This is a genomic window from Nitrobacter vulgaris (assembly GCF_031453995.1).
Classification (GTDB): Bacteria; Pseudomonadota; Alphaproteobacteria; order Rhizobiales; family Xanthobacteraceae; genus Nitrobacter; species Nitrobacter vulgaris.
In genome coordinates this window covers 53,699-73,708 of record NZ_JAVDPZ010000015.1, presented here as the reverse complement: position 1 = coordinate 73,708, position 20,010 = coordinate 53,699, and the positions used below count along the sequence as shown (strand labels likewise).

General features: G+C 60.3%; 17 protein-coding genes. 12 read left to right on the top strand and 5 right to left on the bottom strand.

Features of this window, described 5'->3' with window-relative positions; all coding sequences use genetic code 11:
- The first annotated feature begins 14 nt into the window (after positions 1-14).
- Positions 15-290: a GCG_CRPN prefix-to-repeats domain-containing protein gene (locus tag GGQ85_RS11215; protein WP_309774581.1), complete on the top strand. Its 276-nt coding sequence runs from the start codon at positions 15-17 to the stop codon at positions 288-290.
- Between the two features lie 273 nt (positions 291-563).
- On the opposite strand, the gene GGQ85_RS11210 is transcribed toward GGQ85_RS11215, so the two are convergent.
- Both GGQ85_RS11210 and GGQ85_RS11205 read right to left on the bottom strand, forming a co-directional pair.
- Positions 564-2,684 carry a sodium-translocating pyrophosphatase gene (locus tag GGQ85_RS11210; protein WP_079446873.1) on the bottom strand — a complete coding sequence of 707 codons (2,121 nt, stop codon included), beginning with the start codon at positions 2,682-2,684 and terminating at the stop codon, positions 564-566.
- 339 nt (positions 2,685-3,023) lie between these two features.
- Positions 3,024-4,211 carry a pyridoxal phosphate-dependent aminotransferase gene (locus tag GGQ85_RS11205; protein ID WP_309774580.1) on the bottom strand — a complete coding sequence of 396 codons (1,188 nt, stop codon included), beginning with the start codon at positions 4,209-4,211 and terminating at the stop codon, positions 3,024-3,026.
- Positions 4,212-4,329: 118 nt separating this feature from the next.
- Here GGQ85_RS11205 and GGQ85_RS11200 point away from each other — a divergent pair, with 118 nt between their 5' ends.
- The 10 genes from GGQ85_RS11200 (at position 4,330) to aat (ending at position 14,189) form a co-directional block, all read left to right on the top strand.
- Positions 4,330-5,748 carry a M48 family metalloprotease gene (locus GGQ85_RS11200; protein ID WP_309774579.1) on the top strand — a complete coding sequence of 473 codons (1,419 nt, stop codon included), beginning with the start codon at positions 4,330-4,332 and terminating at the stop codon, positions 5,746-5,748.
- Positions 5,749-5,786: 38 nt separating this feature from the next.
- Complete coding sequence (locus GGQ85_RS11195; RefSeq protein ID WP_079446877.1) at positions 5,787-6,551, top strand: DsbA family protein; 765 nt, start codon at positions 5,787-5,789, stop codon at positions 6,549-6,551.
- Between the two features lie 175 nt (positions 6,552-6,726).
- Positions 6,727-7,458: a DUF1236 domain-containing protein gene (locus GGQ85_RS11190; protein WP_309774578.1), complete on the top strand. Its 732-nt coding sequence runs from the start codon at positions 6,727-6,729 to the stop codon at positions 7,456-7,458.
- 259 nt (positions 7,459-7,717) lie between these two features.
- Positions 7,718-8,179 (top strand): type II 3-dehydroquinate dehydratase, encoded by a 462-nt coding sequence (aroQ, locus tag GGQ85_RS11185; protein ID WP_079446879.1) that lies wholly within the window; start codon positions 7,718-7,720, stop codon positions 8,177-8,179.
- 45 nt (positions 8,180-8,224) lie between these two features.
- Entirely contained in the window at positions 8,225-8,710 is a 486-nt protein-coding gene (gene accB, locus GGQ85_RS11180) for an acetyl-CoA carboxylase biotin carboxyl carrier protein (RefSeq protein WP_309774577.1), read from the top strand.
- Between the two features lie 25 nt (positions 8,711-8,735).
- On the top strand, positions 8,736-10,091 hold the full coding sequence (gene accC, locus GGQ85_RS11175; RefSeq protein WP_309774576.1) for an acetyl-CoA carboxylase biotin carboxylase subunit: 1,356 nt from the start codon (positions 8,736-8,738) through the stop codon (positions 10,089-10,091).
- A 133-nt stretch (positions 10,092-10,224) separates the two neighbouring features.
- Entirely contained in the window at positions 10,225-11,757 is a 1,533-nt protein-coding gene (locus GGQ85_RS11170; RefSeq protein ID WP_087881151.1) for a sensor histidine kinase, read from the top strand.
- Positions 11,754-12,194, top strand: a complete 441-nt coding sequence (locus tag GGQ85_RS11165) for a response regulator (RefSeq protein ID WP_079446883.1) — start codon at positions 11,754-11,756, stop codon at positions 12,192-12,194. Before GGQ85_RS11170 ends, GGQ85_RS11165 begins: the two co-directional genes overlap by 4 nt.
- Positions 12,191-13,279, top strand: coding sequence for a sensor histidine kinase (locus tag GGQ85_RS11160; protein ID WP_309774575.1), 1,089 nt, complete (start codon positions 12,191-12,193; stop codon positions 13,277-13,279). Before GGQ85_RS11165 ends, GGQ85_RS11160 begins: the two co-directional genes overlap by 4 nt.
- 235 nt (positions 13,280-13,514) lie before the next feature.
- Positions 13,515-14,189, top strand: a complete 675-nt coding sequence (aat, locus tag GGQ85_RS11155; RefSeq protein WP_079446885.1) for a leucyl/phenylalanyl-tRNA--protein transferase — start codon at positions 13,515-13,517, stop codon at positions 14,187-14,189.
- 66 nt (positions 14,190-14,255) lie between these two features.
- Here aat and GGQ85_RS11150 read toward each other — a convergent pair whose 3' ends face one another.
- Positions 14,256-16,013 (bottom strand): methyl-accepting chemotaxis protein, encoded by a 1,758-nt coding sequence (locus tag GGQ85_RS11150; RefSeq protein ID WP_309774574.1) that lies wholly within the window; start codon positions 16,011-16,013, stop codon positions 14,256-14,258.
- A 193-nt stretch (positions 16,014-16,206) separates the two neighbouring features.
- On the bottom strand, positions 16,207-17,145 hold the full coding sequence (locus GGQ85_RS11145) for a DUF2155 domain-containing protein (protein ID WP_309774599.1): 939 nt from the start codon (positions 17,143-17,145) through the stop codon (positions 16,207-16,209).
- Positions 17,146-17,572: 427 nt separating this feature from the next.
- Here GGQ85_RS11145 and GGQ85_RS11140 point away from each other — a divergent pair, with 427 nt between their 5' ends.
- Positions 17,573-19,336: a FecR family protein gene (locus tag GGQ85_RS11140; protein ID WP_309774573.1), complete on the top strand. Its 1,764-nt coding sequence runs from the start codon at positions 17,573-17,575 to the stop codon at positions 19,334-19,336.
- Positions 19,337-19,396: 60 nt separating this feature from the next.
- Here the strand turns inward: GGQ85_RS11140 and GGQ85_RS11135 are convergent, their stop codons facing one another.
- Positions 19,397-19,807, bottom strand: a complete 411-nt coding sequence (locus GGQ85_RS11135) for an NADH:ubiquinone oxidoreductase subunit NDUFA12 (RefSeq protein WP_309774572.1) — start codon at positions 19,805-19,807, stop codon at positions 19,397-19,399.
- Positions 19,808-20,010: the final 203 nt, after the last annotated feature.

Here is a 20,010-nt window from a genome sequence, read left to right as displayed (position 1 = left end):
CCAGAGGACGATTAATGAAATCAATTTTTGCAGCAGCCTTCCTAGTTGCCACTGTCGCAACCTTCGGTATTGCCGATGCCATGCCGTTGGCTCCGCCAGCGACAGGCGTGAACCCTGACGTCATTCAGGTCGCCGGCGGCTGCGGTCGTGGCTTCCATCGCGGCCCCAACGGTGGCTGCCGCATGAACCGTGGTGGTTCCGTGGTTGTGGTCCGCCCGGCAGTTCGCCCCATGCACCGCCGATGCCGTTACTGGGGTGCGGGTCACCGCGTCTGCCGCACCTGGTGGTGAGACACACACCAATCCCGCATTCGGCGGGATTGAGTTTTGTATTTGACGCAAAAAGGGCGGGACCGATCCCGCCCTTTATCTTTTTAGCGACTCCGCCCCGGACCGGATTTCAGTCGGAGGTCGCTGGCATTTGCGATCCGACGTTCTGCCGTTTTCTCGCGTGCTGTGACCAGCTTAAGAGCGACGTCCGTCCTCATCGATCCTCACCTCGTACACAATAAAAAAACCCGCGGCATGCGCCGCGGGTTTTTTTATTGTTCGCATCGTGATGTCTCAGTGCGCCAGAACCGCCAGAAGCAGTAATGCCACGATATTGGTGATCTTGATCATCGGATTGACCGCAGGTCCGGCCGTATCCTTGTAGGGATCGCCGACGGTATCGCCGGTCACCGCCGCCTTGTGCGCGTCGGAGCCCTTGCCGCCATGATGGCCATCCTCAATGTACTTCTTGGCGTTATCCCAAGCGCCGCCGCCCGAGGTCATCGAGATTGCGACGAACAAGCCTGTCACGATCACGCCAAGCAGCATCGCACCGACCGCCGAGAAGGCTGCCGACTTGCCGGCTGCACCACCGCCTGCGAGCGCGTAGATCAGGAAGTAGACAACGATCGGCGACAACACTGGCAACAGCGACGGAATGATCATTTCCTTGATTGCCGCTTTTGTCAGCAGGTCCACCGCCTTGCCGTAGTCGGGTTTGTCGGTGCCCCGCATAATGCCGGGCTTCTCGCGGAACTGGCGACGGACTTCCTCGACAATCGCACCCGCTGCACGTCCCACCGCGGTCATCCCCATCGCGCCGAACAGGTACGGCAGCAGGCCGCCGAACAGCAAGCCGACCACGACATAGGGATTGTTCAGGGAGAAGTCCGGGTTAACACCCTGGAAATAGGCGTGATTCGCGGCATCACCAATGAAGAACTTGAGATCCTGATTGTAGGCCGCGAACAGCACGAGAGCGCCGAGCCCCGCGGAGCCGATCGCGTACCCTTTGGTGACTGCCTTCGTGGTGTTACCGACAGCATCAAGTGCGTCGGTCGACTTGCGCACTTCTTTCGGTAGGCCCGCCATTTCGGCGATGCCGCCGGCATTGTCGGTTACCGGACCGAACGCGTCCAACGCGACGACCATGCCGGCCAGCGCCAGCATGGTGGTGGTGGCAATCGCGATACCGAACAGACCGGCGAGGCTATAGGTCACCAGTATGCCCGCAATAATGACGATCGCAGGCATCGCGGTCGATTCCATCGAGATTGCGAGCCCCTGGATAACGTTGGTGCCGTGTCCTGTCACCGACGCCTGCGCAATTGACTTCACCGGGCGATAGTCAGTGCCGGTGTAGTATTCGGTGATCCAGATGATCAGTCCGGTGACGACAAGGCCAGCCACGCCGCACGCGAACAGTTCGAGGCCGGTATAGCTGACGCCCGCCAGAGGACCGAATCCGATCAGCCAATAGATGACGCCGCCAACGCCTAGCAGGGACAGAATGCCGGTGGCGATCAAGCCCTTGTAGAGCGCGCCCATGATCGACTCACTGGCGCCGAGCTTGACGAAGAATGTCCCGATGATCGAGGTGATGATGCAGATGCCGCCGATAGCGAGCGGTAGCGTCATCATGTTCACCAGCAACGGCGAGGTTGCGAAAAAGATCGCGGCAAGCACCATGGTGGCGACGGCGGTCACCGCGTAGGTTTCGAACAAGTCGGCGGCCATGCCTGCGCAGTCACCGACGTTGTCGCCCACATTATCGGCGATCGTCGCCGGATTGCGCGGATCATCTTCCGGAATGCCGGCTTCGACCTTGCCCACGAGATCGCCGCCGACGTCAGCACCCTTGGTGAAGATGCCGCCGCCGAGACGGGCGAAGATCGAGATCAGCGAGGCGCCAAATCCGAGTGCGACCATCGCGTCGACAACCGTGCGGCTGTTCGCGGCGTAACCCGCGCCGTGCGTAAGATAGGCGAAATAGATGGTCACGCCGAGCAGCGCCAGACCGGCGACCAGCATCCCCGTGATCGCGCCGGCCTTGAAGGCAAGCTCCAGTCCGCCGGCCAGCGACTTGGTCGCCGCCTGCGCGGTGCGCACGTTGGCGCGGACCGAAACGTTCATGCCGATGAAGCCGGCCGCGCCCGACAGGATCGCACCGATCGCGAAACCGACAGCCACCAGCACCCCGAGGAAGTAGGCGAGCAGCGCGAAGATCACGACGCCAACCATTCCGATCGTCGTGTACTGCCGGCGCAGATAGGCTTGGGCGCCCTCGCGCACGGCCGCGGCGATTTCCTGCATCCGCGGATTTCCCGCATCCGCCTTCAATACGGACGAGGTCGCCCAGATGGCATAAATGATCGAAAGCGCTCCGCAGAGCACAATCACTACTAATGCTGTCATTGAATTTGCCTCAGAATTCCGGAAGTTGCCCCGACAATGCCGCGAGCCCGCGAACGGACGTATTAAGGAGGTCCGCTTTGTCGCAAGGCGACATCAAATCGGGCGCGACCATGCCAAAATCGAACCCCCTGCGCAACGTCGGCTTGCTGCTAAACGATCGAATTCCGTAAGGAATTGCAATAAAATGCCGGGACTTACGGAAGGATTTCAAACGTTGCCTGGCGTGGTCGCCGGATAAGCGGATTGGATCAACGACCGAGCCATGATGCAGGCGAACGCAAATGATACCGGAGTCAGCCAGCATCACGGATTGCCACAGGATGTGGGGCTTCGGGCAGCCTAAGTGAGCCATCGCCTGATGCGCGCGACAGCGTCGTGCATCTCGGCGGCCGAACGGGCGTAGGAAAATCGTAAGAACGAGCGGCCGCGGACTGGATCGAAATCGACGCCGGGTGTCACGGCAACGTGTGCCTCCTCCAGCATCTTGCGTGCGAAATCATGGCTGTCTGTCGTGAATTTCGAGACGTCAGCATAGAGATAGAACGCGCCATCCGCAGGCAGGAATTCGCTTAAGCCGGCCTGCGGCAGACCCGCAATCAGGATTTGGCGATTCTCCTCATAGCCGCGCTTCACGATCTCCATTTCCTCGCGGCCTGCGAAGGCCGCCTCAGCCGCGATCTGCGACAGCATCGGCACCGAAATGGATAGATTCTGTTGCAGCCGTTCGATCGGCCGCACCAGTTGTTCCGGTACGACCATCCAGCCGACGCGCCAGCCGGTCATGCAGAAATATTTCGAAAATGAGTTGATGACCAGCGCACGCGGTGACAGTTCAGCCGCGGTTACGGCGGGAAACGCATAATCAAGACCGTGATAGATCTCATCGGAAATAAAGCGGATGCCTTCGCTTTCGGCAGCCGTCATCAGATGCGTCAGCGCCTCGCGCGACATCATCGTTCCCGTCGGATTTGCCGGACTTCCGACCAGCACTCCCTTCAGCGGTGTCTTGCGGTGTACCGACAACAGCGCCTCTCCGCTCAGTGCGTGACGGTTTTCACTTGATGTCTCGATCAGCACCGGCTCGCAGCCAAGCGCAGTCAGGATGTGCCGGTACGGCGGATAGCCCGGCACCGTCACCGCAATGCGGTCGCCCGGCTCGAACATCGAAAGAAATGCAAGAATGAAGCCGCCCGATGATCCCGTCGTCACGACGATCCGCTCAGGACTGACCGTGCAACCGTAAGACTCGTGGTAGTGTCGCGCGATCCGTTGCCGCAGCGAGGGGATACCGAGTGCAGACGTGTAATCTATCCGGCCGTGCTCCAGCGCGGCACGAGCCGCGTTCAGCGCGGTTCGAGGCGCCGGCGCCGACGGCTGCCCGACCTCCATGTGAATGACGTGTCCGCCTCCGGCCTCGATCCGCGCCGCCGCCGCCATGACGTCCATGACCATGAAGGGTGGAACCTGGCTGCGGCTAGATGCCGTCAGCACGCCGGCGGCCCGCTCTCTCGATGTCGCATCGACCATGGAAATCTGTTAATGCGCTTTCGCCTGCGGCGATCACCGAAGGCCGCGTTACCGCCGTATTCGGCGGGTTGTTAGGACATACAACGTATTCGAACCAGCGCCAATGATTCCGAAGGCAATGACTAAAGAAGAGATGACCCGGCGGCCCCTCACCTCCGCACGACGTCGTGTCTCGAAGCTGATTACGCTGGTCACCGCCTGCGCGCTCGCGAGCACCTCTATTCCGGTCCATGCGCAGCAATCCAGCGGACTGCCGATGTTGCGGGACAGCGAGACGGAGCAACTGCTGCGCGACTATACGCGGCCGATCCTGAACGCGGCGGGGTTACAGAAGCACAACATTCAGATGGTCATCATCAACGACAAGTCATTCAATGCCTTCGTCGCCGACGGCCGCCGCATCTTCGTGAACTATGGCGCGATCATGCAATCGATCACGCCGAACCAGCTGATCGGCGTGCTCGCGCACGAGACCGGACATCTCGCCGGTGGCCATCTGTCCAAGTTTCGCGAGCAGCTTGCTCGGACCCAGACTCAACTCATCATCGCAATGCTTCTCGGCGCCGGCGCTCTCGCCGCCGGGGCCGGCCGCGGAAGCAACAGCGCCGGCAGCAATATCGGCGCGGCCGCAATCAGCGCACCTCAGGAGATCGCGCGCCGAAGCCTGTTGGGCTACCAGCGCCAGCAGGAGGAAAACGCCGACCGCGCTGGCGTGAAATTCCTCAACGCCACCGGGCAATCCGCCCGGGGGATGTACGAAACCTTCAAGCGATTCACCGACGAAAGCCTGTTTGCTGCGCACGGCGCTGATCCGTACGTGCAGTCGCATCCGATGCCGGCCGACCGCGTCGCCGCGCTAGCGGAACTCGTTAAGACAAGTCCCAATTGGGACAAGAAGGACGATCCGGCGCTGCAGATGCGCCACGACATGGTACGAGCCAAGATATCGGCGTTCATGGAACGTGATGATACGGTATACCGGCGCTATCCGCGGTCCGACACCAGCCTGCCCGCCCGCTATGCACATGCTATCAGCACGTATCTGCATGGCGATCTTCGCTCGGCCATCGAGCAAATCGATGCGCTGATCAAGCAGCAACCCCAAAATCCCTATTTCCACGAGGTGCGTGGGCAGGCCCTGCTCGAGGGAGGCCGTCCCGCGGAGGCCATTGCGCCGCTGCGGCTAGCCGTAAAGCTCTCGCAAAACGCTCCGCTCATCGAAATGTTGCTGGGTCAGGCGCTCGTGGCCTCCAATAACAAGGCGAATGCCGACGAAGCCATTGCAATTTTGCGGGCGGCGCTGGCACGAGAGCCGGAGGCCCCGCTCGGTTATATGCAGCTTGCAATAGCTTACGGTCGCAAGGGCGACTATGCACAAGCCGATTTGGCATCGGCTCAGGCCGCGTTTCTACGCGGCGATAACAAGACAGCGCGAGAACTCGCATCACGCGCAAAAACCCGTTTCGCAATCGGCACTCCCGGATGGGTCAAGGCGGATGACATCGTCTCAGCCAAGCTCCCGGACAAGAAAGATTAGACGGCTCCGCCACGCTGCCCCTTTCAAAGGATTTGACAATGTCCTCTCTCCGTTTTCTCGCTCCCGCCCTTCTTGCGCTCACGTTCGGTGCAGCGCCCGCCGCGTCAGCTCAGAGCTTCTCCGACAGCCAGCGCGGCGAAATTGAACAGATCGTCAAACGCTATCTGCTCGCCCATCCTGAAGTTCTGGAAGAGGTTTCGACCGAACTCGGCAAGCGCCAAGCGGCTACCGAAGCGTTAAAGCATGAGTCCGCGGTCACGGAGAACGCGGACGCCATTTTCAACTCGCAGCGCGGCGTGACGCTCGGCAACAAAAACGGCGACGTCACCTTCGTCGAGTTCTTCGATTACAACTGTGGCTACTGCAAGCGCGCGATGATCGACATGCTTGAACTTCTGAAGTCGGATCAGAAGCTCAAGGTCGTGCTGAAGGAGTTTCCCGTGCTCGGTCAGAGTTCGGTTGAGGCTGCGCAGGTTGCCGTGGCGGCGCGAATGCAGGATCCCACCGGAAAAAAATATCTCGATTTCCATCAGAAGCTTTTGGGTGGCCGCGGTCAGGCAGACAAGTCGCGAGCGTTAGCCGCCGCCAAGGAAGCCGGATTTGACATCGCCAAGATCGAGAAGGACATGACAAGCCCCGAGGTGCGCGCCACGCTCGAGGAGAACTTCAAGCTTGCCGAGTCCATGGGCATGAATGGCACACCAAGCTACGTCATCGGCAAGCAAGTCGTCGTGGGCGCCGTGGGTCTCGAAAACCTCAAGGAGAAAATAAACACGGCGCGTTGTGGCAAGGCCTCCTGCTGATTGCTTGCTCCTGCTTCAAAGCAGTGCTCTCCGTAGAACGGGGCTTTGTCGTTCGCGCGCCATCGCCCGTTCATCGGGCATTCATAAAACAATCCCCGGAAACCCACGTTTGCGTCGGAACATCGCTCCTCATCGCGCCGTTGTTGAAGGCATCCCACGCACTGAGGAGACAGCGATGACCAAACACTTTCTCGTATCAACCGCCGCGGTGTTGATTGCTGGAACCGGATTTGCTTACGCGCAAGGTATGAGCCAAGGCGCCGGCGGCGGATCAGCCGCTTCGCAAAGTGCACCGTCGACGTCCGGCGCGACCGATCGGCCATCTCCGAGTTCCGACATGCAGGCGAAGCCGACGGACTCTTACGAAAAGTCCTCTCATGAAAACCGAGGCGCTCGGAGCGACATGGATCACGACAGGTCGAACTCCATGCGGTCGCAGAGCAGTGATCCCGGCAAATCTGAGAAGAACATGCGGAGCGAGGACCGCAATAGAAAGGACGACCGAAACCAGCGGGCTGAGGACCGAGACGGAAAGTCCAAGGATCGCGATCGGAATTCCGCAGAGCGAACCGGAAGGGATTCGGACTCTTCCAAGAGCGCTGGCGACAGCAACAGGAAGTCAACCACGACCACGGGTCAGGCGAGTTCCGGCGCCAAGCTTTCGACCGAACAACGCAGCAAGATCACAACGGTCATCAGGAACGAAAGGGTTCAGCCAGTCACCAATGTCAATTTCTCGATTGCGGTTGGAACTCGGGTGCCGCGAACGGTGAATTTCTACCCTCTGCCAACGGCAATCGTTGACATTTATCCGGCCTGGAGCGGCTATCAGTTCTTCTTGGTCCGCAACGAGATTGTTGTCGTGGACCCGCGCACCCTGGAGATCGTAGCGGTTCTGGATGCCTGATCTAAGTTCCTATTGGCGGCGCGGGTCCTCCATCCTGGACCCGTGCCGCGGGGGACCGCTCAACTGGGCGACGCCCACTCCGTACCAGGTTCACGTTGGTTAACGAATAATTTCCGTATGTTCTAAAAGATTCCTCGCGAATAGCGTGAGGTATATTGAAACCGAATCCGAGAGTGTTCAGGCTTCCCCTTAGCTCCCTTGTTACATATAACGACCCGAACCCCGGCGCGCAGCGGCGGAGACCGTTTCGGGAATTCAGATGGCCAAAACGATTTACGTGCTCAACGGCCCGAACCTTAATATGCTAGGGACGAGAGAGCCGGACACCTATGGTCGCGCCACCCTTGCTGACGTCGAAAAGCTTTGCACCGAAACGGCCACCGATTTTGGACTGGCTGCGGATTGCCGCCAGTCAAATCGTGAGGGCGAACTGATCGATTTCATCCATGAGGCTCATGCAAAACAGGCGGCCGGTATCGTCATCAACGCCGGCGGCTACTCGCACACCTCTATTGCACTTCATGACGCGCTCGTTGCCGTCAAAATTCCGACCGTCGAAGTTCATATCAGCAACATCCATGCGCGCGAGGACTTCCGACATCATTCCTTCACGGCAAAAGCCGCGTTCGCAAGCCTGTCCGGCTTCGGGATTGATGGCTACCGACTAGCGATCAATGGCCTTGCCGCCAAAATCGGCGCGGTGAGCTCGTCGAAAAAGTAACCCTGACATATCAGTCATTTTCCCAGAAAGTTTCGGATCGAGATCATGTCCCGCCAGCCCGGAGAACCTACAAAAATCAAAACCGGCAACGAAACGCGCGAGGAGAGCGATGTGATCCGCGAGCTCGCTGCGCTGCTCGACGAGACCAGGCTCACGGAAATTGAAATCGAGCGCGACGGACTTCGCGTACGTGTCGCACGCAATGTCACCGTCGGGGCGGCAGTACCGGCCGCCTATCAGGCTGCGCCCGCCCCTGCCGCCGCGCCGGCTGCGAGCGTCGCCGACATCAGCAAGCATCCGGGCATGGTTCCTTCGCCAATGGTCGGAACGGTCTATTGGGCATCGGAACCCGGCGCCAAACCCTTCATCGAGGTCGGCTCCAAGGTCGCCGCAGGTCAGACGCTGCTGATTATCGAAGCCATGAAGACCATGAACCAGATTCCGTCGCCGCGGTCGGGCACCGTCACGCAGATTCTGGTCGAGGATGGCCAGCCCGTCGAGTTCGGCGAGCCGCTGGTCATCATTGAATGACGCCGTTCGAACCGCGGACGCAGTAATGTTCGACAAAATCCTGATAGCCAATCGCGGCGAGATCGCCCTGCGCATCCTGCGCGCCTGCAAGGAGCTCGGTATCGCGACCGTGGCGGTACATTCCACCGCCGACGCCGACGCCATGCATGTCCGGCTCGCGGACGAAAGCGTTTGTATCGGACCGCCGCCAACGAAGGACAGCTACCTCAACATCCCGGCGCTGCTGGCAGCCTGCGAGATCACTGGCGCCGATGCGGTACATCCCGGGTACGGCTTTTTGTCTGAGAACGCCCGTTTCGCCGAAATTCTCGCCGACCATCGCCTGCATTTCATTGGTCCCAAGGCCGAGCACATTCGCCTCATGGGCGACAAGATCGAAGCCAAGAAGACCGCGAAGCGGCTCGGCATTCCGGTGGTCCCGGGCTCCGATGGCGGCATCGGTCCCGACGACGACGCCATGGCGATTGCCAAGGCGATCGGCTTTCCCGTGCTGGTGAAGGCGGCCGCCGGCGGCGGCGGGCGCGGCATGAAGATCGTCAAGACAGCCGACGACCTGATGATAGCGATCTCGGCCGCGGGGAACGAGGCGCGAGCGGCGTTCGGCGATGCTTCCGTCTATCTGGAGAAATATCTGCAGAAGCCGCGTCACATCGAAATTCAGGTGCTTGGCGATGGCCGCGGCGGTGCCATTCATCTGGGAGAACGCGACTGCTCGCTGCAGCGGCGCCACCAGAAGGTCTGGGAAGAAGGCCCCTCGCCTGCGCTGACGGCGGCAGCCCGAAACAAGATCGGCGAAACCGTTGCCCGTGCCATGAGCGAGATAAGGTACTGCGGCGCCGGCACTGTCGAATTCCTCTACGAGGACGGCAGGTTTTACTTCATCGAGATGAACACTCGCATTCAGGTCGAGCACCCTGTTACCGAGATGATCACCGACATCGATCTGGTGCTGGAGCAGATCCGTATCGCCGCCGGCGGCGACCTTCCCGCCACCCAGAAGGAAATCGTCGTGAGCGGCCACGCGATCGAGTGCCGCATCAACGCAGAGAATCCCGTCACCTTCCGTCCCTCCCCCGGCAAAATCACGCAATTTCATCCACCGGGCGGACTCGGCGTCCGGATCGATTCCGCCGTTTATCAGGGGTATGTGATCCCGCCCTATTACGACTCGCTGGTAGGCAAGCTGATCGTTCACGGCAAGACGCGCGCCGAATGCTTGATGCGGTTGCGCAGAGCACTCGACGAGATGGTTGTGGATGGTGTGGAGACCACCTTGCCCCTGTTCCGGGCGCTGGTTCGCGAGGCGAGCATTATCGACGGCGACTACCACATCCATTGGCTGGAGCAGTACCTCTCCAGCGGCGGTCTGACAGGAGCCTGAACCCACTCCGCCCGGACTGAGATTATGTAGGGCAGAAGTGCGGAACCGACTGCGGATTGAGACGTTTAGCAAATAGCTGGTAACCGCGCGGGGGCGATTCAGACTGTCTCGATCCGAACATGATGCGATCACGGTGACGTCCACCAGATCGTCACGCACTGCGCTTGGCCAGCTGATCCTGCTGACGGCAGGTCTGGTGGTTCTGACGCTGATCAGTGCGATGTCCGTCTATTTTGTCAACAAGGCACGCCACGACGCACGCTGGGTTCTGCACAGCATGGAAATCGAGAATGAAATCTCGCTGGCCCTGTTGCAGATGCGGCGCGCCGAAAGCGCGCAGCGCGGCTTCCTGCTGACGCAGAGGCCGGAATTCCGCAGCGCCTTCGAGGAAGCGGGCAGCCAGATTTCGCCGAGTATCGAGCGGCTCAAGACGCTGACGATCGATAATCCCTATCAGCAGCAGCGGCTCCAGCAGATGATCCCGCAGACCTATCAACGGATCGAGCAGTTGCGGCGGGGCATCGACCTGACGCTGGCGAACCGGCAGAACGAAGCTGCCGAGATCGCGCGCCAGGAGGCCGGCCGTGACACCATGGGGCATATCCGTAACCTCGCCAGCGAGATGAGGGCTGAGGAAAGTCGCCTGTTCTCGGCGCGGGTGACATCGGCCGATGCAAGCCAGTCGCTCTCGGCATCGATCACCAGCATCGGTTCGGGACTGGTCGTGGTGTTCGCAGGGCTGTCGATCTTCCTGGTGCGACGCTCAAGCCGCGCGCGCGACGTCGCCGAAGCCCAGTTGCGCGATAACAATCTCAATCTCGAGTCCATCGTCAAGGAACGCACCAGCGACCTCCGCGAGGCCAATGAGGAAATCCAGCGTTTCGCCTATATCGTCAGCCACGACCTGCGCTCGCCGCTGGTCAACATTATGGGTTTCACCAGCGAGCTCGAGGAACTGCGCGGCGACCTCTTCAAACGGATCGCGGACCTGAGCCGGCCCGGCGGCCTCCCGCCTCCGGCGACGGAAGATTCAGCGGCCGCCACCGAACCGGTTCTCGACGAACCGGACAAGCAATTGTCGCAGGATTTCACCGAGGCGCTCGGGTTCATCAAGTCGTCGATCGCCAAGATGGACCGGCTGATCAGCGCGATCCTCAGCCTCACCCGCGAGGGCCGTCGCGAATTTCATCCCTCTGCGATCACCATGCGCGACCTGATCGAGAGCATTGCATCCACCGTGGCGCATCAGGCCGCCGAGGCCAACGCTCAGATCCGGGTCGAACCATTGCCGGATATTGTCAGCGACCGCATCGCGATCGAACAGATTTTCTCCAATTTGATCGACAATGCCTTGAAATACCTCAAATCTAATGTTCCCGGTGATATTGCTATCCGCGGTCGGCGTAAGCTCGGTTTCGCGATTTTTGAGATCACAGACAACGGCCGCGGCATCGATCCGAAGGATCACCAGCGTATTTTCGATCTGTTCCGCCGGGCGGGACCGCAGGACCGGCCGGGCCAGGGTATCGGTCTCGCACACGTCCGTGCATTGGTGCGAAGGCTCGGAGGAACCATATCGGTCTCGTCAGAGCTGAATACCGGCAGCACATTTACCGTTACGCTTCCTGTCGCATGGATCGGCACCAACCGGGACAAACAATCATGACCACGCCAGTCACCATCATCATGATCGAAGACGATGAAGGGCACGCCCGGCTGATTGAGCGCAATATTCGGCGTTCCGGTGTCAATAATGAGATCAAGCCGTTCAGCAACGGTACGGAAGCCGTCAACTACTTGTTTGGGGCGGATGGCAACGGTATGCCTCATAAGGGAGAGGCGCTGCTCATCCTGCTCGACCTTAATCTGCCTGACATGACCGGAATCGATATCCTGCGGCGCGTGAAGGAAAACAAAGTTCTAAAGTGCGCACCAGTAATCGTGCTGACGACAACAGACGATTCTCAGGAAATCAAGCGTTGCTACGAACTCGGATGCAGCGTCTACATTACGAAGCCGGTGAACTACGACAGTTTCGCCAACGCGATCCGGCAACTCGGTCTGTTTTTCTCCATCATCCAGGTACCTCAGGCCGCTCCATGAAACTCAAGCCTACCCTGTTGTACGTGGATGACGACAAGGCGCTGGCTCGCCTGGTGGAGCGCGGCCTGACGCGCCATGGATTTTGCGTGGAGCATGCACCCGACGGCGAATCCGGGCTCGCACGCATCGCGCATGGCGGCATCGATGTGATAGCGCTCGATCAATACATGCCTGGCCTGGACGGGTTGGAAACACTAAGACGAATTCTGGCAATTCCCGACGCGCCCCCCGTGGTGTTCGTCACCGCCTCGCAAGACTCAAAAATCGCAGTGACCGCGCTCAAAGCGGGTGCTGCCGACTATCTTGTCAAAGATACGCTCGGCGAATTCGTTCCGCTGTTGCACCTCGCGGCTGAAGTGGCGATCCGGCAAGCGCTCGTTCGAAAAGCGCGCGACGAGGCTGAAGCCGAGGTCCGCGCCTCGCGCGACCGCTATGCGGCGCTAGCCGCCGAGCGCGAGATGCTGCTGCGCGAGGTCAATCATCGCATCGGCAACAGCCTCCAGATCATCGCGTCGCTGCTTCACCTGCAAGCCAGCTCAAGCCCCGAGGAAGACATCAAGGCCGCCCTTACGAATGCAATGGGACGGGTGGCAGCAGTGGCGCAGGTGCATCGTCGGCTTTATACCTCACACGACCTGAAGAGCGTCCTGCTCAACCAGTATCTTGAAGCTCTGCTCGAGGATCTCCGACGTTCCACCGAAGGCAACCAACTGTCACGTCTCGACCTGAAGGCCCAACCGATCGAGATCGATCCCGACCGTGCCGTGGCCATCGGAATCATCGTCAACGAACTGGTGATGAATTCAGTCAAATACGCTTATCCCGATGGCCCCGGCCCCATTCACGTCGAACTCGCGACCAATGGGGATGATGTCGTGCTGTCAATCGCCGACGATGGTGTTGGCCTCAATGCCAAGACCGATCCGCGCTCGACCGGGATGGGCCAGCGGATCGTCTCCGCAATGGCGCAGAAGCTCGACGCTCAAGCCGAACGCGATCCCGCCCATGCAGGCACGCGTATCGTGTTGCGGTTCCGCCGGGGAATTCCACCAGTCACTGAACCCTTATCTGCGACCGCGGCCTGAGCACGGCAGCACCAAACCGCAAACGCGCCTGCACCTGGCGTCTGATTCAAAACGGCGCTCAATTCGTTTCCACAGAATTAGAAGCGAACTGCAGGCAAGGCAAATAGCGCGATCAAAAACACTATGCAGTATCCGCTTGTTCGAGCGGGATCTGTTGGCAAACAGTCTGAACTTTTGGACGCGCTTTAGCAGATTATCGACGCGGTAGACTTAGAGCTCTGCTATAAGACTCTGGATGTCCCGCGAGACCGCCTCGTCCGAGATCACGCCCGAACTGCTGCTGCGCGCTTATGCCTGCGGCATTTTTCCGATGGCGGAAAGTGTCGACGATCCGACGCTCTTCTGGGTCGAGCCGAAGATGCGCGGCGTCATTCCGCTCGAGAGCTTCCGAGTCCCGTCGCGGCTCGCGCGCACCGTCCGATCAGACAGCTTCACCGTGACCGTCGATACAGCCTTCGACGCGGTGATCGATGGCTGCGCCGCGCCACAACCTGGACGCGACAATACCTGGATCAACCGTCGTATTCGCGAACTCTATGTAGGTCTGCACGAACTCGGCCATTGTCACAGTGTCGAGGTCTGGCAAAATGACCAACTCGCGGGCGGCCTCTATGGCGTCAGGCTCGGCCGCGCGTTTTTTGGGGAGAGCATGTTCCATGTCGTGCGGGACGCGTCGAAGGTCGCGCTCGTGCATCTGGTCGCCCGATTGATCGCGGGAGGCTTCGTCTTGCTCGACACCCAATTTGTGACCGACCATCTGCGCGGATTCGGTGCAATTGAAATCCCGCGCCGACGCTATCGGGCCTTATTGGATGTTGCGCTGGAAGGCGACGCCGATTTCGGGACGCTGCCGCTTGACCAGCCGGTACCAGGCGCCGAAGCGCTCCGGATCATCGCCAGCCGCGGGTGACATCTTCGGCACTTGCCATCGACCGCACCGGAACGCCTTTGGCGCGCCCAGCGCGTGCCAGTGTCTTTACGCAGCTCGAACTGAATTCAGGAATTTCCCGACTTCGAGCTTAAGCCGGTTTCCGTCACTGGACAGTGACTGCGCCGCCGATAACACCTGTGACGAGGCTGTGCCTGTTTCCGTCGCACCGCGCCGTACGTCAGTAATGTTGGAAGATACCTGCTGGGTCCCTTGCGAGGCCTGCTGCACGTTCCGCGAGATTTCTTGCGTCGCAGCCCCTTGTTCTTCCGCCGCTGCCGCGATGATCGAGGCAATCTCCGAAAGCTTCTCGATCGTGCCGCCGATCTCCCTGATGGCATCGACCGAATGCTGCGTCGCGGCCTGGATGCCTGAAATTTGCTGGCCGATCTCGCCGGTGGCTTTCGAGGTCTGCTCGGCGAGCGCCTTCACCTCGGAAGCAACCACCGCAAAGCCCCGGCCAGCCTCGCCCGCCCGAGCCGCCTCGATAGTAGCGTTGAGGGCAAGCAGGTTTGTCTGACCTGCAATTGTGTTGATCAGCTCAACGACCTCTCCTATGTGGCCCGCGGCACGAGACAGCTCACCGACGCGATCATTGGTTTTGCGGGCTTGGTCGACTGCTTCATTCGCAATGCGCGCTGATTCCTGCACCTGACGGCCGATCTCGGTGACGGACGATGCCAATTCTTCGGTTGCGGCGGCAACTGAATGAACGTTGGTCGATGCTTCCTCGGAAGCAGCCGCAACCGTCGTTGTCAGGTGCTGGGCCCGCTCGGCTGTGGAAGTCAGCGTACTGGCCGAGGCTTCCAGTTCGGTCGAGGCGGACGCGACTGTTTCCACGATCTCGCCTATGGCAGCTTCGAACGAATCGGCCAGCTTGATCATGTCGGCCTTCCGCTGCTGGGTGGCAATCTCGTCTTGATTCCTCTTCGCTTCGGCTTCCTCGCGAGCCTTCTGCTCGGACACGACCTTGAACCTCTCGACGGCGGCAGCGACGGCGCCAACTTCGTCCTTGCGGCCAAGTCCTGGCAGCACGACCGAGAAATTGCCTTCGGCCAGTTCCAGCATGGATTTGGTCAGCGCCGAGATCGGTTTAGCAATAGTGACGATCGACAAGACGCAGGCGCCGATTAGCAGCAGTGCAACCGCGGCACCGAGCATCATCGAGATCCGTTCAGCCGACGCTCCTTCGCGTGCCGCCGCTGCTTTTTCCTCTTCAACGCGCCCCGTGGCGAACTCGACGACCTTCTCCGAGACTTCGGCCAACTCCTTCGCTGTCGGTAGGGCGACTTCCTTCGTCAGTCGGACAGCCTCATTCTCAAGCTTGGCAAGCCCTGCGCCGACATCCGCCTTCATGTCGGCACCCTGTTTTGCTTCGATCTCCAGCAATTCGCCGCGAGCTGCGCCAATCGGCTTGGCCGCATTGTTCAGATACTGGTCGGCAAGCTGATTCATCTTCTCAAGTCTCGCACGGTTTTCGGCCGACTTCGAAAGCTTAAGGGCTTCACTGATGAATCCCCGTGCAGCCTTGTAATGATTAACGACATCTTCTTGTGCGGCCAGCAGCTGCGCCCGCGTGCTTGCGAGACGAATATCACGGACTCCGATTATCATGCCGCGAGTCGATGATTTCGCTTCGATGCCTTTCTTTGCGAGCAGATTCTGATTTCCTGCTTTCTCGTTAGCTTGGCGCACCGCATCGCTACCGCTCATCTGAGCATAGATCAGTGCGACAACCATGACGACACTGAGCAACGATGTGATCGCGAGCTTTGTGCCGATTCGCAGATTCTCGATGAAACGCATCGTAAGTAGCTCCAGAAAATTAGGCTGCGGCACTCGTATGGGCTGATTAGCAATGTTTCGAATCGCCGACGATAACGGGCCGATCGGAGCAATAGGCCCTCAGATGCGAATAAATTGTTAGCAACGGACGGATCACGAGAGCGCCACCCAAAATTGCCTCCCGGCCGGCCAACCGTAGTTGAGGCTTTCAGGACTATCGCCCGAATGGCGGGAACGAAGGATTGCCCTGCGGTTGCCGTTGTGGCGGAGGCGATGGCGCCGGTTGGGATGGCGGTGCCGGCTGACGCGACTGGCGCGCGGATGGCCGTGGGCGCTTGGTCGAAGGCGGCGCGGGCTTCGGCTCATCCGGCTGCGCGGCGATAACAGTCGTCTCCGGATCCTTGCAGTCGGTCAACCAGACGTCATAGATCGGATGCTCAACGCCATGCAGGCCTGGGCTTGACGCGAACATCCAGCCGGAGAAAATCCGCTTCACCTCGCCCTGAAGCGTGATCTCATCGACCTCGACAAAGGCGTCAGTATTAGCGGCCTCGGTCGCGGGCCGCGTGTAGCAAGCGTTGGTCTTCACCCGCAGCGCGCCGAACTGCACTGTTTCTCCGACATCCTCATCAAAATGGATGATGCGACCGGTGATCTTGTCGAGGCCGGAAAATGCCGCCTTCTTGTTCACAACCTTCTCGGCCGGGGCCTCGGTGACGACCTCGTCGCCGGGTTGCAGCGTGGCCGGCGTTGGCGGCGCCGGTCGCGTGGAACTCTGTTCGGGAGCCTTAGGAGGTGAAGGCGGCGCGACCGCTACGCCACCTGGAGCATTGCCACTTGGGGAATTCTGCGGAACCACGGTGGTGCCGGGCGGCGGCGGCAGTGGCTGGGACTGAACCGGGCCGGGCGGTGGAGCACCTTGCCCCGGCGCAGGATGCATGGGCGCCGGCAGCACCCGTCCTTGTTGCGGCAAGTCGGGCACTTCTTCCTCGTCGTCCTCAGGCGCGACCTGACCCTGTGGAATCGCGCCGGGCGGACGCGGCGGGGAGTCTGAAAAAATATTACCAATTTGGGCGCGCGCAGAAGGCGCGGCAACGACGAGGGCAGCGCTCGCAAAAGCTGCACAACCGACTATAACAATAGTTCGAAACATCATGTGCGGCTTTGTGAGGCTCGAATCAGGGCCGGACCATTGTACAGGGATTAAAGGCTCCGAGCCGCTCGCAGCATCCGGTTAACACGTCGATTGCGGCGGGGAAAGGGCGGCCTGCTCCGCGTCCACTGACGGCTGCGGCAACGCGCTATCCCCGTCGAGTAACTGGTCGCGCGGAACGCAGATACAGACGACACCGAGGGTCGAACCGCTGTCCCCTTTAGTGCCGGATCGGCGCCACCCGCAAGGCGGGTAGCATGCCCCACTCCGCAGGTTCTGAGGATGCAGGTGCTCAGCGTGGATTTACAGCAACAGACGCGATCAATCGCTCGTATAGGGTTTTTGAGAGGATCGGGGGTTGGCGCATTCCGATTATTCAAGGTTATACTTGTCCCGGGTTTGTCAGTTTTGAGTGTCGGGAATTGCCATGAGCCGGACGGAGGGGCTTTATATCGCGATGACGGCGGCTGCACTGGCGCTCGGGGGCGCAACGGCGCAGGCTCAGCAGGTCGGCACCGCATCGGCAGTCAACCCCGCGGCAACCGCCAACCTGAAGACCATCGTCATCGGCCAATCGATCGCCCACAAGGAACACATCCAGACCAAATCTAGCGGCTCGGTGCAGTTGCTGTTCCTCGACAAGACCTCGATGACCATCGGTCCGAACAGCGACCTCACAATCGATGAATACGTCTATGACCCGAAAGCCAACACCGGCAAGCTGGCGGCAACTCTCGGCAAGGGCGCGCTGCGTTTCGTAGGTGGTCAGATCAGCCACAACGGCGATGCCGAGATCAAGACCGCGTCGGCTTTGATCGGCATTCGTGGCGGCGTGATGATGACCGACGGAAAAGGCGGCATCTATTCCGGCTACGGCACAATGACCGTCACGTCCGGTGGCCGGTCCGTCGCGCTGGGCGCCGGCGAGTTCACACAGACACAAGCCGGTGCCCCCCCAACGCCGCCCGACCTACCGCCGCCAGGGTTCGTGCAGCAGCAGATCGCTATCTTCCAGAGCGCGGCCGGTCAAACGGGCGGCGTACGCGCAGGCGCGGCATCGGCGAAGAATATTGCGACGGCTGCGCAAAGAGCGACAGGATCCTCCAACGGAATGGTGACCGGATCGGGTGCTCCTCCCACGCCCGCTCCGCCCCCTATTGTCGAGCAACTCAGCGCGATTTCATCAGCTTTCACCCAGTCGATCCAGATCTCCAATCAGGCGGAGGCGGTGCAACAGATCGCACAGGATCAGCTTACGGACAAATCACCGCCGGACAATCACAACTCTCTACCGACGGACAACAACACGCCCCCGCCCAACGCCCGGCCGTCGGTGACGCTGCGCGGATATGTCGGCGGAGTGGACGTCATCAACGACAACCAGCCCACGATGAGACCGGTAAGCGGCACGTCCGAAATCACCCTCGACGCCGCCAATAATCGCGTACAGGGAAACCTGGATATCTACGCGTTCGACTCGAGAAATCCGTTCACGCAGCTTGCCGGCACGATTCACGCGCTGTTCGAGTTCGGATCGAAGGGATCGAGCGGTCCCGCCAACAGCGCTTACGTAGACTACAACAATTTCTACGCGAATACGCCCAACAACAGTGTTGTCAACGGCGTACCGGTTAACGGCGTGATGGTGTCAGCCAACGGCGCAGCCACCAGCCAGATCGTCAACGGCGCAATTCCGAACCTGACGCCCTGTCAGTGCGAATATACGCGCTGGGGTTTCTGGTCGGTTGAATCGACGAGTACCAATCCGAACACCCAAACCCCGCGCGAAGTCCTCGTGGGCACCTGGGTCGCCGGCCGGCCAGTGGGCAGCATCAGCGACGTCCCAACGATAGGCCAAGCAACCTATACCGGACACGTCATCGCCAACGTGAATAATGCAGGCTTCGTCGCCGGAGGGTTCTCGAACACCGTTGATTTTGGAGCGCGCACCGGTGCGGTGAGCGTGACCAATCTCGACAACACCAACTATTCCGGCACCGTTAATTTTGACAACGACCCACGCAATTTCGGCGGTACGATCGCCGGTAACAACAACAATCGTAGCATGACCCTGCAAGGCAGCTTCTTCCAGGGTCCGAGCAGCCCGGTCGGCGAAATGGGTGGGCGCGTTGGGATTTCGGGAGACAATAATTATTTCGGCAGCGGCATTTTCGCGGGCACCAAGCGCTGACAGCGCTTGCTCGCAAAACCGGCTCGGAAGACCGGCATCACCGCGTTGATGCCGGTTTTTCTACTGCCCCGGTGTCCAGGGCTGGTAATCGCCGGTCGCCTTCGGACGGCGGCCGCTCGCCAGCGTCGAGCCGGACGGCCGATAGGCTGCCGGCGTCCCGGTCATGTTCGGCACATGCGGCTTCTGCCATTCGTGCGGCTGATAGTTCTCTTTGGTAGGTGGAACATCCACGACGTGATGAATCCAGCCATGCCACTCGGGCGGAATGCGGCTGGCTTCCGCAAGGCCATTGTAGATCACCCAGCGCCGCTCGAAGCCAAGCGTCGGGTCGATCTTCCCGCCGCGCGTCCGGTAATAGCAGTTACCCTGGCTGTCTTTGCCGACCAGTTCGCCAAATCGCGCGGTCCAAAGCTGCGTACCGAAGGTCTGGCTGTTCCACCAGGTAAAGAGTTTGAGGAAAAACTGCTTCATTGCCGCAAATCCGTCGCGGGAGTTTCACGGACCCTCCGCAAGGGTTCGCATTCCGACTGGTTTGATGCCATCCCGCCGAGGTCTTGTCCAGCCAACCGCGGCCAAATAGCGCGACCCGGGGTCCGCCGGCAGCACCAAAGGGTCCAAATCTGCGGGTTGCACTTCGGCTGACACGCCTTTACCCAACCCTCCTCATCCAAGCG

Coding starts and splice junctions, on each gene's coding strand:
- GGQ85_RS11135 (WP_309774572.1), bottom strand. CDS start 19,807: ATGAAGCAGTTTTTCCTCAAACTCTTTACCTGGTGGAACAGCCAGACC.
- GGQ85_RS11190 (WP_309774578.1), top strand. CDS start 6,727: ATGACCAAACACTTTCTCGTATCAACCGCCGCGGTGTTGATTGCTGGA.
- GGQ85_RS11140 (WP_309774573.1), top strand. CDS start 17,573: ATGAGCCGGACGGAGGGGCTTTATATCGCGATGACGGCGGCTGCACTG.
- GGQ85_RS11200 (WP_309774579.1), top strand. CDS start 4,330: ATGACTAAAGAAGAGATGACCCGGCGGCCCCTCACCTCCGCACGACGT.
- GGQ85_RS11160 (WP_309774575.1), top strand. CDS start 12,191: ATGAAACTCAAGCCTACCCTGTTGTACGTGGATGACGACAAGGCGCTG.
- GGQ85_RS11210 (WP_079446873.1), bottom strand. CDS start 2,684: ATGACAGCATTAGTAGTGATTGTGCTCTGCGGAGCGCTTTCGATCATT.
- aroQ (WP_079446879.1), top strand. CDS start 7,718: ATGGCCAAAACGATTTACGTGCTCAACGGCCCGAACCTTAATATGCTA.
- GGQ85_RS11205 (WP_309774580.1), bottom strand. CDS start 4,211: ATGGTCGATGCGACATCGAGAGAGCGGGCCGCCGGCGTGCTGACGGCA.
- accB (WP_309774577.1), top strand. CDS start 8,225: ATGTCCCGCCAGCCCGGAGAACCTACAAAAATCAAAACCGGCAACGAA.
- GGQ85_RS11215 (WP_309774581.1), top strand. CDS start 15: ATGAAATCAATTTTTGCAGCAGCCTTCCTAGTTGCCACTGTCGCAACC.
- GGQ85_RS11195 (WP_079446877.1), top strand. CDS start 5,787: ATGTCCTCTCTCCGTTTTCTCGCTCCCGCCCTTCTTGCGCTCACGTTC.
- GGQ85_RS11150 (WP_309774574.1), bottom strand. CDS start 16,013: ATGCGTTTCATCGAGAATCTGCGAATCGGCACAAAGCTCGCGATCACA.
- accC (WP_309774576.1), top strand. CDS start 8,736: ATGTTCGACAAAATCCTGATAGCCAATCGCGGCGAGATCGCCCTGCGC.
- GGQ85_RS11165 (WP_079446883.1), top strand. CDS start 11,754: ATGACCACGCCAGTCACCATCATCATGATCGAAGACGATGAAGGGCAC.
- GGQ85_RS11145 (WP_309774599.1), bottom strand. CDS start 17,145: ATGTTTCGAACTATTGTTATAGTCGGTTGTGCAGCTTTTGCGAGCGCT.
- aat (WP_079446885.1), top strand. CDS start 13,515: ATGTCCCGCGAGACCGCCTCGTCCGAGATCACGCCCGAACTGCTGCTG.